13 protein-coding genes are annotated in these 12265 nt (G+C 36.9%); all 13 read left to right on the top strand.

What is annotated here, in order from left to right:
- The first annotated feature begins 19 nt into the window (after positions 1 to 19).
- The 13 genes from MY533_RS15400 to MY533_RS15340 all read left to right on the top strand — a co-directional run bounded on the left by MY533_RS15400 (position 20) and on the right by MY533_RS15340 (position 11895).
- Positions 20 to 742, top strand: coding sequence for a GntR family transcriptional regulator (locus tag MY533_RS15400; RefSeq protein ID WP_132356949.1), 723 nt, complete (start codon positions 20 to 22; stop codon positions 740 to 742).
- Entirely contained in the window at positions 684 to 1466 is a 783-nt protein-coding gene (locus tag MY533_RS15395) for a sugar isomerase domain-containing protein (protein WP_371873267.1), read from the top strand. The genes MY533_RS15400 and MY533_RS15395 overlap by 59 nt, the downstream gene beginning before the upstream one ends.
- A 17-nt stretch (positions 1467 to 1483) precedes the next feature.
- The gene (locus MY533_RS15390; protein WP_132356948.1) at positions 1484 to 1753 is read left to right on the top strand and encodes an HPr family phosphocarrier protein; all 270 of its coding nucleotides are present in this window, start codon (positions 1484 to 1486) and stop codon (positions 1751 to 1753) included.
- Positions 1747 to 3465, top strand: a complete 1719-nt coding sequence (ptsP, locus tag MY533_RS15385) for a phosphoenolpyruvate--protein phosphotransferase (protein ID WP_248716656.1) — start codon at positions 1747 to 1749, stop codon at positions 3463 to 3465. Before MY533_RS15390 ends, ptsP begins: the two co-directional genes overlap by 7 nt.
- A 41-nt stretch (positions 3466 to 3506) precedes the next feature.
- Positions 3507 to 4682: a GNAT family N-acetyltransferase gene (eis, locus tag MY533_RS15380; protein ID WP_248716655.1), complete on the top strand. Its 1176-nt coding sequence runs from the start codon at positions 3507 to 3509 to the stop codon at positions 4680 to 4682.
- Positions 4683 to 4973: 291 nt separating this feature from the next.
- Positions 4974 to 5285, top strand: a complete 312-nt coding sequence (locus tag MY533_RS15375; RefSeq protein WP_132356945.1) for a PTS sugar transporter subunit IIB — start codon at positions 4974 to 4976, stop codon at positions 5283 to 5285.
- A gap of 13 nt (positions 5286 to 5298) precedes the next feature.
- Positions 5299 to 5619 carry a PTS lactose/cellobiose transporter subunit IIA gene (locus tag MY533_RS15370; RefSeq protein ID WP_132356944.1) on the top strand — a complete coding sequence of 107 codons (321 nt, stop codon included), beginning with the start codon at positions 5299 to 5301 and terminating at the stop codon, positions 5617 to 5619.
- A 46-nt stretch (positions 5620 to 5665) separates the two neighbouring features.
- Positions 5666 to 6994, top strand: coding sequence for a PTS sugar transporter subunit IIC (locus tag MY533_RS15365; RefSeq protein ID WP_248716654.1), 1329 nt, complete (start codon positions 5666 to 5668; stop codon positions 6992 to 6994).
- A 25-nt stretch (positions 6995 to 7019) separates the two neighbouring features.
- Positions 7020 to 8105 carry a DUF871 domain-containing protein gene (locus MY533_RS15360; protein ID WP_248716653.1) on the top strand — a complete coding sequence of 362 codons (1086 nt, stop codon included), beginning with the start codon at positions 7020 to 7022 and terminating at the stop codon, positions 8103 to 8105.
- Between the two features lie 113 nt (positions 8106 to 8218).
- Positions 8219 to 9193 (top strand): N-acetylglucosamine kinase, encoded by a 975-nt coding sequence (locus MY533_RS15355; protein ID WP_248716652.1) that lies wholly within the window; start codon positions 8219 to 8221, stop codon positions 9191 to 9193.
- Between the two features lie 506 nt (positions 9194 to 9699).
- On the top strand, positions 9700 to 10461 hold the full coding sequence (locus MY533_RS15350; protein ID WP_248716651.1) for a tRNA threonylcarbamoyladenosine dehydratase: 762 nt from the start codon (positions 9700 to 9702) through the stop codon (positions 10459 to 10461).
- A 316-nt stretch (positions 10462 to 10777) separates the two neighbouring features.
- The gene (locus MY533_RS15345; RefSeq protein WP_248716650.1) at positions 10778 to 11164 is read left to right on the top strand and encodes a hypothetical protein; all 387 of its coding nucleotides are present in this window, start codon (positions 10778 to 10780) and stop codon (positions 11162 to 11164) included.
- A gap of 170 nt (positions 11165 to 11334) precedes the next feature.
- A complete protein-coding gene (locus MY533_RS15340; RefSeq protein WP_248716649.1) occupies positions 11335 to 11895 on the top strand; it encodes a hypothetical protein in 561 nt (186 codons plus the stop codon).
- Positions 11896 to 12265: the final 370 nt, after the last annotated feature.

Here is a 12265-nt window from a genome sequence, read left to right as displayed (position 1 = left end):
GATAAGGATGGTGCAACACTTGTTAGATAAAAATTCTCATATACCTATCTATATACAAATAGAGGAAATCATTAAACAACGTATTTATTTAGAAGAATACAAAATCGGTGAAAATATACCTTCTGAGCGAGAGCTTTCTATGCAGTTTGATGTTAGTAGAATGACTGTTCGTCAATCAATCACAAATTTAGTGAATAGCGGATTGCTGTATCGTGAAAAAGGGAGAGGTACATATGTCGCTAATCCAAAATTAGAACAACCACTTAAAGGATTAACAAGTTTCACAGAGGATATGCGGGCTAGAGGGATGGAACCAAGCAGTAAAGTTCTACGCTTTGAAAAAATCGTACCACCAATTGATATTGCTAGAGATTTAATGTTAGAGCCGGGCGAAGAGGTGTTCTTCGTTGTACGAATTCGTAGTGCAGATTCCAAGCCAATGGCAATCGAAAGAACGTATATTCCTGTGAAAGTATATCCAGAATTAGATGAAAAGAAAATAATGGGGTCATTGTATGCGTTAATCGAAGCAAAGTTCCATCAAAAAATTGGAAATGCTATTCAGCAAATGGAGGCAGCTATTGTTCCAAAAGAGGATAGTAAATTTTTGCAAATTAATCATACTGCTCCTGTGTTAATTATTAAACGTACAAGTTATTTATCTGATGGAGTTCCGTTCGAGCTTGTGCGAAGTACTTATCGAGCTGATCGATACAAATTCATTAGTGAAATTAAAAGGTGATCCAATGGATGCATATTTTTTAGAAATACAAAAGTTAATGCAGGTCGTGAGGGAGCAAGAATATGCCCAAATAAAAGAGGCAGCACAATTAATTGTCAAAAGGCTTCAATGCGGAGGAATTGTCCAATTATTTGGTTGTGGCCATTCTCATCTTTTAGCACAGGACGCATTTTATCGTGCGGGAGGACTTGTACCTGTACGTCCTATCATTATTGAACCTTTAACTTTACATGCAGGAGCAATGACATCATCTAAAAACGAGAAGGACCCGACTATCATTGAACGGTATAAAGATCATTTTGATTTTCATGAACATGATGTTTGCATTGTTATTTCAACATCCGGACGAAATCAAGCACCGTTAGATGTGGCTTTTTTAGCGAAAGAAACAGGAGTACTAGTCATGTCCCTGCAATCTCTTGCTTATTGCGAACAGCCGACCCGTCATCAAAGTGGACAGCGCTTAGAGGATGTAGTAGATATAGTTATCGATACGCATATACCAATAGGAGATGGGTTGCTGCATCATCATGATATACAGTATGCACCATCTTCTACAGTGATCGGTTCATTTATTTTAAATGCATTATTTAGTGAAATCATAGAGAGTATGGCTTTGTCTGACAAAATATTACCAGTTTTTAAAAGTAATAATGTTGATGCTGATTTGTCTCATAATGAGGCTATGATTACCAGTTATCAACATCGTATTAACTTTAAATGACATGCGGAGGGATATCGATGAAGAAAATGTTTAAAATAACTGCGCCAGAGGGACTACATGCTAGACCAGCAGCATTACTGGTAACGGCTGTAACACCGTTTGAGTGTGACGTTCAGTTAACGTATAAAGAGAAATCGGTCAATTTAAAATCAATTATGGGCGTTATGGCGCAAGGGGTAGCACCTGGAAGCATTGTAGAAATTTCAGCAGAGGGATCTGATGTCGAGAAGCTATTTCAAACAATAACAGAAGTAATGGTTTCAAAAGGAATTGGTGAGGAATGTTAGAAATACAAGGAATTGCTGTTTCTCGAGGCATTGCCTTTGCAAATGCGTATTGTTTAAAGGAACCAGATCTAACTTTTGAAGAAGTTAAGATTTCTGATGTCCATGCTGAACTAGAAAGATTTAAGGCAGCTATTGTAAAAACGAAAGTGGAGCTACAAGAAATCCATGAAATAGCGCAAGAGAAATTCGGTGCTGACAAGGCAGCTATTTTTGCGGCACATCTATTAGTGCTAGAGGATCCTGAAATGCTTTCATCTATTGAAGCGAAAATTCAATCTGGGGTGAATGCCGAATTCGCATTAAACGAAGTATCGAATATGTTCATTGCAATGTTTGAAGGGCTTGATAATGTTTATATGCAGGAGCGAGTCGCAGATATTCGAGATGTGTCTAAACGGGTATTAACCCATTTGTTAGGGGTTGAAATGGTGGATATCAATCGTTTAACCTCTGATGTTATTATCGTTGCTAAAGACTTAACACCTTCCATGACTGCGATGCTAGATACAACGTATGTCAAAGGGTTTATAACGGATATTGGTGGCAAAACATCTCATTCTGCTATTCTCGCACGAACGTTAGAGATTCCAGCGGTAGTTGGGACGAAAAATGCCACGGAAGGTATTCAACATGGAGCACCCATTATTTTAGATGGGACAAATGGCAAGATTTTTGTCAACGCTTCATCGGAAATAACTAGCTTTTATTTGCAGCAACAACATTTACACAATGAGGAGAATGAAGAACTTCTTCGCTATCGTTCATTACCAAGTTTGAGTGCAGATGGTTTTTCAGTAGAAATTGCAGGGAATATAGGAAACCCTGAAGATGCGGATATGGTCATCAATGCTTGCGGAGATGGTATCGGCCTGTTTCGTACAGAGTTTTTATATATGGAACGTCAGGAGCTACCAACTGAGGAGGAGCAGTTTCAAGCATATAAAAGTGTACTTGAAAAAATGCAAGGCAAGCCAACGATTGTTCGAACATTAGATATTGGCGGCGATAAAAATCTACCGTATTTAAAACTTGCTGATGAGATGAACCCTTTTCTTGGCTATCGAGCAATTCGAATTAGTTTAACGCAACAAGAAATGTTTCGCGTACAGATTCGTGCATTATTAAAAGCAAGCGCTTACGGCAATTTAAAAATTATGTTTCCGATGATTGCTACATTGGACGAATTTAAAATGGCGAAGGCAATATTGCTTGAAGAACAACAAAGTTTGAAGAGTGATGGATACCTTATATCTGAAAAGCTGGAAGTAGGAATGATGATTGAAATTCCATCGGCAGCCATCATTGCAGATGTATTTGCAAAGGAAGTAGATTTTTTCTCAATCGGTACAAATGATTTAATCCAATATACGTTAGCAGCAGATCGCATGAACGAAAACGTTTCTTATTTATATCAACCGTATCATCCTGCTGTTTTAAGACTGATAAAAAATGTCATTGATGCAGCACAGCATCATGGAAAATGGGTAGGTATGTGTGGTGAAATGGCGGCAGATGAAATAGCGTTACCAATTTTACTAGGATTTGGATTAAATGAGTTTTCCATGAGTGCTTCCTCTATATTAAAGACTCGTGCACATCTCGCTAAGCTTTCTAAACAGCAGCTAACACCACATAATGAGCGCATTTTACAACTATCTACTGCCTCAGAGGTCGAGGAATATGTCAAAAATAATCTATTAAGTTTATCTTGAATTGCACGAATATTCAGTATGGAGAAGGGGTGATCTAGCGTATGGAAATAAAAATAATACCGCCAAATGATTATTTACAAATACATCAATTAAGAGATTATTGTTTTCCTAATAAGTATACGGGTGCGCGGCGCGATGATTTTCACTATTGGATTGAGCATAGTACAACATTGGGTGCTTACGATGAAAATAAAGTAGTTGGACAGTTATTCATATTGCCACTAAATATGACAATTCATGGTGAAAATTATAAGATGGGCGGAATTGGTTTTGTTGCAACATATCCTGAGTATCGGCAACAAGGTATTATCAAAAAGCTTATGACAGAGGCCCTGAAGAAAATGCGAGAGAATGGGCAGAGCATATCTGTGTTAGCACCATTTTCGGTATCGTTTTATCGTTACTTCGGCTGGGAGTTATTTTTTGAAAAGCTATGTTTCACCATTCCGCAAATGCTGTTTCCTTCTTTCGGAAAGCAGCTAGACGTAGTAAAACGTATGAGCTTTGAATGGCCAGATCGTGATCTTTTTCAGGCGATTAAAGATTTTCATAATGCACAGGCGTTGTTCAATAATGGAAGTATGTTACGAGATGATGCTTGGTGGAAAAGGATAGAGAGAAGGATGCCTGATAGTCATTTTGCGGTATATTTTAAGGATGATAATATTGCAGGTTATATTCGCTATATCATTCAAGATGGAACGTTTGAGATTCATGATTTTATAGCTGAGGATTTACTAGCAGAACAAGCGATTTGGCGTTTTATAACGTCTCATGCAGCGAGTGTGAGTAACATTAAAGGAGTTACTTCAAACAACCATCAATTTGGCTTTTATTTTAAAGAACCACAGTTTAAAAAGGTAGTCGTTCAGGATGTAATGGTCAGAATAGTAGATGCTTTGATGTTCATGCAACATTATCCGTGGGGCGATATTCAGGAGCCATTATATATTCAAATTAAAGATATATTTTGTAGCTGGAATGAGCACGCATATAAAATAAATAAAAGTGGAGATGTCTCGATAATTGAGACAAATTCTAGTCAAAAAGTGCATATGTTAACATTACCAATTAATCTTTTTTCAGCGATGATGGTGGGCTATCTTTCTGTAAAGGATGCTGCCTTGTATGCAAATGAAGAATTAGCTGAAGACATTATTGATCGCTGGCAGCAAGCGTTACCCTCTAATAAACCCGCATTCTATGAATACTTTTAAGTCGTGTATAGGTTGATAAAGTAGGTATGAATGTAGTTGGTTCTGAAAAATTAAATTTTTTTGAACTTTTTTCTGGACTATACCAGTTAGGTGAATCCATTCTGTAGTCTGTAACAGAGTTATAGCCCAATTTTTAAAGTCTTTGCATAAGGGAGTAAATGGTGTAAAAAGTATATTGTGGTATATACCAATTGATGCTATTCTCATCTTAAGAAAGCGATTTCATAGTTAAAAAATCATAAAAATAAAGTTAGTTAAAAAGACAATCTTATCATGAAAAGGAGTGCTTTTATGAAAAACATTATGCTAGTTTGCGTGGCGGGAATGAGTACTAGTTTATTAGTGTCAAAGATGCAAAAAGCCGCACAAGAACAAAATATTGAGGCAGATATTTATGCGATTGCTGAAGGTGAGGTTGACAAAGTATTAGCTACTAAGACGGTGGATGTGCTGCTACTAGGTCCACAAGTACGTTACTTAAAAGGAACATTTGAAAAAAAATACAAGGCAATGAATTTTCCGATTGATGTCATTAATATGGCGGATTACGGCATGATGAATGGCGAAAATGTTTTAAATCAAGCGTTACAGTTGATTGGTTAAGGGGGCAACGACAATGGAAGAAGCAGTTTTGATGGAATCCATTATGGGACTGATTGTGCATAGTGGTAATACGAGAAGTGAATGTATGGAGGCTATCCAGCTAGCAAAAAATGGACAGATTCAAGAAGCAAAGGAAAAAATACAGGTAGCTAACGATGCATTGATTGAAGCGCATCATTCTCAGACGGCTCTACTGTCACAAGAAGCAAGGGGAGAAAAAGTAGAAGTGTCAATGTTGTTAATTCACGCACAGGATCATTTAATGAATGCCATCACGTTTCGTGATTTAGCAACTGAAATGATAGAGTTGTATGAACGAATCAAAGGGGAATAGCATCAAGCATTGATGTCACAATAAAAACGTAAAGGGAGTGTGTGAAATGTTCCGTTTTTTAGAAGAAAAATTTGTGCCAGTCGCAGCTAGAATAGGAAATCAGCGTCACTTAGTTGCCATTCGAGATGGATTTATTACAATCATGCCATTGACAATTGTTGGGTCACTTGCCGTTCTTGTTAATAATTTACCTATCAAGTTCTATCAAAATGCGCTCGATGCCATCTGGAAGCATGAAACTTGGACACAGTGGGGCGGCAATGTATGGGGAGCAACATTTGGAATCATTTCTTTGTTATTAGCTTTTACGATTGCCTACCATCTTGCAAAAAGTTACGACAAGGATGGACTTTCTGCCGGTGTGATCAGCTTTTCAACTTATTTGACGTTCGGTACTTTTGGTGAAGGTGGATTAACAGGGTTAACGACAGGTACAGGTGGTATATTTATTGCCATTATTATTGCATTGCTGTCAACTGAATTATTTTGTAAATTGACTGGCAATCCTAAGTTACTAATTAAAATGCCGAATGGAGTACCACCGGCTGTTTCAAAATCTTTCGCCGCATTATTACCTGCTATTATTACAATTGGTTTATTTGCTCTAGTTCGTACAATTATTTCGGCAGGCTTTGATATTCCAGATATTGTCGGCTCGTTCTACTCAGCCGTTCAAGAGCCGTTTATGGGCTTAACGAATTCATGGGTTGCGGCATTACTTTTAGCATTTATTCCTACGTTTTTATGGACATTAGGTGTTCATGGTGCTAACATAATCGAACCGTTTATGCAAACGATCAATTTACCAGCTATAGAAAAAAATGTTGAAGCAATTTCATCTGGGGAAATAGCGCCATACATCGTCAATAAACCATTCTTTGATGCCTTCATCAATATGGGTGGTTCCGGTACGACAATAGCACTTATTATCGCCATTTTCATTTTTGCTAGAAAGAATAAGCAATATAATACCGTCGGAAAGCTGTCCGCAGCACCAGGTCTTTTTAATATTAATGAACCATTACTTTTCGGTCTTCCAATTGTGTTAAACCCAGTATTATTCGTACCGTTTATTTTGACACCAATGGTGAACGTAACCATTGCTTTCTTTGCAACGAAGTGGGGCTTTGTGCCAGCAGCTACGGTGTCACCACCATGGACAACGCCACCGATTATTAATGGTTTCTTAGCAACTCAATCTTGGCAAGGAGCTGCCCTTAGTATTGTCTTAATTGTAGTCGCGGTATGTATTTATTTACCGTTCATTTCAATGGCCAACCGCATGGCAAAGCAGAATGAACTACGGGCTGCTGAAGCAGAGGCTCAAAAAGAACAGCAAGTTACAAAATTAGAGAGTCAAAAAGTAGAAGTGTAATTGTGAGCTAACGGAGGTATTTAAATTGAAAAGATTAGGGATTTCACTATATCCTCAGCATAGTACACTAGACGATATGAAGCGATATGTTCAGCTCGCTCATGACAATGGTTTTGATCGAATATTTACATGTCTTATGTCCTTAAATAACGATGAGGAACGACAAAAATTACAACAAATCAATAAATTTGGGCAGCAGCTTGGCTTTGAAATTTCTGCTGATATTGCACCAGCTGTTTTTGAAGATTTAGGCTTAACGTATAAAGATATCGGTTACTTTAAGGAGCATTATCATTTAGCGGCATTGCGCTTAGATATGGGTTTTTCTGGCCAGGAAGAAGCGTTTATGTCGCTCGATGCAAGTAATTTAAAAATAGAATTAAATATTAGTAACGGTACTAAATATGTAGAAAATATATTATCCTATCAACCGAATAAAGATAATATTATTGGCTGTCATAATTTTTATCCGAGACGTTTCACAGGTTTATCACGCCAACATTTTTTACAAACATCTCAAAAATTTAAAGCAAATCATATTCGTACAGCAGCCATGATTTCATCACAGCATGCGATGTTCGGACCTTGGGAAGAAACAGAGCATGGATTGCCTACATTAGAAGAGCATCGTCATCTTCCAATTACTGTACAAGCAAAGGATTTATGGCACACTGGTTTAATAGATGATTGTATTATCGGCAATATGTATGCTTCCGAGGAAGAACTACGTGCGTTAGGTCAATTAAATCGCGATAAGCTAGAGCTGAAGGTTGAGCAGTCAATTGAAACGTCTATTTTAGAAGAAGCCATCCTTTTTAAGGAGCCCCATTTTAATCGTGGTGATGTTTCGGATTATGTGATCCGGAGTACGCAATCTCGTGTTAAATATAAAAATGGTAACTTCCCTGTACATGATACCGATCTATTAAAATTGGGCGATGTGACAATCGATAATAATTTAGATGTACGTTATAAGGGTGAGCTACAAATTGTTTTAAAGGAAATGCCGAATGCTGGATCGACAAATGTTGTGGCAAGAGTTGTAGAAGAAGAACAATTTTTATTAGCACATATTCAGCCTTGGGCATCATTTGGCTTTACGAAATGGTGAAAGAAGAAGGGATTAAGCCATTAGTGATAGTGCTTAATCCTTTTTTATCTTTAGCAAGCAGATGTTTTTTTGAGGAACAGCTAAGGTGAAATTGACGAGAAAGGAGTAAGGAAATGATTGTATTAGCGATTGACGGTGGTGGAACGAAAACGTCAGCAGTAATTTGTGATGAATTGGGCAATGTTTATGCTAAAGTCGTAACGACTCGCAGTAACCCAACTGCTATGGGTATTCCAATTTTTAAGTCAACGCTTCATGATATACTACAAAATTTGCAACAACAAAATCCGCAAGTATTTGCTGCCATAGATAGTTGTTTTGCTGGCATGGCTGGCGTTAAGGAGCTACAGGCTGAAGAAGTTGTAGAATCGATCGTACGTCAATACGTTCCTAAGACAGCTCATGTGATTGTTGATAATGATGCTCTAATTGCACTTTATGCAGGCACACTTGGGCAGGCAGGTATTGTGCAAATTGCAGGGACAGGCGCTATTACAATGGGCTACGATCGTGAGCAACGCTTTCATAGAGTAGGCGGCTGGGGTTATCTTTTTGATGATGAGGGCAGTGGCTATGATTTAGGTATTCAAGTGCTGAAGGCTATTTTTCAAAGCTATGATGGGCGCGGAGACCCAACAGCTTTGACAGCTGTCATATTGCGTTATTTTTCTGTAGAAAATGTACCACAATTAATAGAGTGTATATATGGAGAAGAGCATCCTCGGACCGTGATTTCACCGTTAAGTAAATATGTTTTCGATGCGGCAGAAGAAGGTGATCGTGTTGCTATTCAGATTATTGAAGATGCTTGTAAGAAATATTATGTGGCGATTAAAGCATGTTACGCTCATATGACTTGGGAGGAAGGGGACGTGCCTGTTGTATTAGTCGGTGGCGTTTTTAATAATGAAGCATATTTTTTACCGAAATTACAGCAATTCGCACAGGCTGACAAAATACCATTGCAATTTATGGCACCAGTTTTACAACCGATCGGCGGGGCGGTAATTGCGGCTTTTAAGCAAATAAATGCCCAGCTCGGCTTAGATTTTGCAGCATGTTTCTCCAAAAATTATGAACAAGAATAGTGTTAAGACTAAAGGCAATTGGATGACGATTTATTCAATTGCCTAAATTTTTTACTTTAAGCTGTAAACATTATCAAACTTTACATAAATTCTTTCAGTGGATGTCACGGAATTGCAAAGGAGTTACTAAAGGATGTTAGCCTAAAATCATTGTATTCATGTGATAACAGCTAACTGACCTGCATCACGCCGTTACGCTTTCGTGCAAAAAACATCCGCATGCTAAAGCACAAAGCGAATACGAGACGCATTGTTTATCTGTACGACAGAGATAATTATGCATGGCATAATTGATTTAGTAGGAATACTTAATTTTTTTAGTTATAATTTTTACTTGATGAATATCGTAATAAAATGTAAGATAGGTTTGATTTTATCTTAGTATTTAACTAGGTTTACTAATAAAGTGATTAGTGGGATGCATTATCCAACGCTGATCATCAATCGGGCTTTATATTATTGCCCGTTAAAGCGTATTAAAAATTCAATAGACGGAGAGTGTAAGGATGTTACATCAATTTTCACGTAATGAGCTCGCAATAGGAACAGAGGGACTCGAAAAATTAAAAAATACAACGGTAGCCATTCTTGGTGTAGGCGGTGTAGGATCATTTGCTGCTGAGGCTTGTGCACGAAGTGGTATTGGCCGCATTATTTTGGTGGATAAGGATAATGTAGATATTACGAATGTTAATCGTCAATTAGTTGCCTATCTTTCAACGGTCGGAAAATCTAAGTCAGGTATCATGAAAGAGCGTATTGCTGATATTAATCCAGAATGTGAAGTAATTGATATGCATATGTTTTACACGGAGGAAACATATGAGGAATTTTTCGCACAGGGCATAGATTATGTCATTGATGCAAGTGACACTGTGATGTATAAAATTCATATTATGAAGGAATGTCTAAAGCGTAATATTCCAATGATATCTAGCATGGGTGCAGCCAATAAAATGGATCCAACTCGGTTTAAAATTGCAGATATTTCTAAAACGCATACAGACCCATTGGCTAAAGTAATCCGTACAAAATTACGTAAGGATGGTATTCATAAAGGAGTAACGGTCGTGTTCTCAGATGAGAGTCCTATTGTTGTTCGTCCAGATGTCGTAGAGCATGTCGGAAAACCGGATGCAGCTATCCGTAAAGCAAAAATGCCTCCATCTTCCAATGCCTTTGTTCCTTCAGTGGCAGGCTTAATTGCTGCCAGCTGGGTAGTGAATACAATCTTAAAAGATGTAAAAATTACACGTGTACAAGGCTAATATTTCTATAGCGGCAGCTACAAGTGTTTGTGTCAAAAACTTCATCGTTAAATTAACAATAATTTTTTCGATAAGCTTAAATAACTTTTCGATAAAATAAAAGCGGAACGAAATCACCCTCGGTAATGGTGATTGGCCATTTTATGGAAGTAGCTGTCTCGTTTGCAGACGGCTACTTTTTCTATGTTACAATAGGAACGTTGTAAAAAGGGGAGCTACGATATTTAGTAAAATATCTATACATTTTATGTTGAAGAGACATATTACGACTCCTTCAACATTTGTTGTAGAACCTATTAAAGGAGGCGTTTTTATTGTGGAGCAAATCTATCAAATGGAATATAGGGGCTTAAATCTATTCGATGAAATTAGTACAGTAGAATTAGCTATTGATGAAGAAGGGCAAACCATTCACATTTTTGATGTTGGACAAGTTGTTAGTCCTATTTTTAATTTTGATGTTTCGGCCTACGAGCTATCAGATGGTTTTTATAAAATGGCGGATATACTTCGACATAAACGTATATTGACAAATCAACAGCCAGGTAGTGAGCTAACACTTAGTGAGTGGTTAATTACAAATACGGCCTATTTTTATATGCCACAAAAAAGAATAAAAAAATATGCTCAAGGAAGTATTATAGAAATTATTGACCGAACGAAAGAGCAATCTTTATTTAATGATTATGTACAAAAAATATAATTCTATCAAAATAGTTCGCATTCGGTGCTCAAAATGCTAATAATTCACTATATTGTCTTATTTTTTTCATGTACCCACTTCTTTATTTGGTTTATTGCTATAATTTTAATAATTCCAATAGATGATGAAAAAGTTTGTTTGGATGTGCAGGACTGCCTAGGGGAGTAGGAATGACGTTTAGAAAACAAATGACAATATGGGAGAGTGGGAAAATGGAAATTCAAGTAATTCGTGATCATTTAGACATTGTAAAACTTCAGGAGAAAATGAATAATATTGTATTTGACTATTTGGATACATCTAATAATTATCCAAAGGCTATGAGAGAACTAAATCCTTTATATACACAAGCTACAACATTTTATAAAGAGTATTTGGACAATAGAGCGGGTGAATTACCAAGTGCCAATACATATTGGCATTTGTTTATAGATTGCTGCGCAAAGCTGTGCTACTTTTTAGCGGCATCAACGTATTATTCATCCAATGAGTTACAAAAAACACCTGAAAAAGTTGAGCAATTATTAACGATTGCTGCCTATTCTTTACCTAGCATTGACCAAGAAGAGAATGAACAATTATTATCAGCAATTTTTGCGCTTTATCGTGAAGTAGTAGGGGATGAAGAGAAAACATCATCATTACGAAATGCTGTGCTTGAACAAAAAGGTGCAGTCAAACAATGCTTACAACAATTAAAAGTATTTGTTAATAATGAAATGACACAATAATTCAAGAGTGCTTGAACATTTTTTTAAAATAATATAGCAACTAGAATCTGCTTACTTTTTGCGGTTGATTCGCCAATTCTTACAGTACACTGCTTTGTGAGGGTAATTGGGTTTCAAGTTCTTAAAGTATTGCAGATTTTTTTTTGTAAATGTTAATAGACTATTGAACGAAGACCGTGAAGTCCGTTATTGTAGTGATAAAGTTTAGGTGTGTAAAAATAAAAAAGGACTTTTTGCTTAAAAGGTATTTATAAATTTTTGTCGAAATATAGTTAAAAATTGCAAATCTATTTGCAAGCATTAGCATCAATAGTAACGGAAATAACTATACGTTATGGTGATGATAAAGATTTATTCCGTGCTGTATGAA

This window comes from Lysinibacillus sp. Ag94 (assembly GCF_023242215.1).
GTDB lineage: Bacteria > Bacillota > Bacilli > Bacillales_A > Planococcaceae > Lysinibacillus.
Note: the sequence above shows the minus strand (reverse complement) of the source record. Positions and strands in the feature narration are given on the sequence as shown.

Excerpts from the sequence above, each read along its gene's own strand:
- eis (WP_248716655.1), top strand. The coding sequence starts at position 3,507 with ATGGAAATAAAAATAATACCGCCAAATGATTATTTACAAATACATCAA.
- MY533_RS15340 (WP_248716649.1), top strand. The coding sequence starts at position 11,335 with ATGACGTTTAGAAAACAAATGACAATATGGGAGAGTGGGAAAATGGAA.
- MY533_RS15370 (WP_132356944.1), top strand. The coding sequence starts at position 5,299 with ATGGAAGAAGCAGTTTTGATGGAATCCATTATGGGACTGATTGTGCAT.
- MY533_RS15365 (WP_248716654.1), top strand. The coding sequence starts at position 5,666 with ATGTTCCGTTTTTTAGAAGAAAAATTTGTGCCAGTCGCAGCTAGAATA.
- MY533_RS15355 (WP_248716652.1), top strand. The coding sequence starts at position 8,219 with ATGATTGTATTAGCGATTGACGGTGGTGGAACGAAAACGTCAGCAGTA.
- MY533_RS15390 (WP_132356948.1), top strand. The coding sequence starts at position 1,484 with ATGAAGAAAATGTTTAAAATAACTGCGCCAGAGGGACTACATGCTAGA.
- MY533_RS15350 (WP_248716651.1), top strand. The coding sequence starts at position 9,700 with ATGTTACATCAATTTTCACGTAATGAGCTCGCAATAGGAACAGAGGGA.
- MY533_RS15375 (WP_132356945.1), top strand. The coding sequence starts at position 4,974 with ATGAAAAACATTATGCTAGTTTGCGTGGCGGGAATGAGTACTAGTTTA.
- ptsP (WP_248716656.1), top strand. The coding sequence starts at position 1,747 with ATGTTAGAAATACAAGGAATTGCTGTTTCTCGAGGCATTGCCTTTGCA.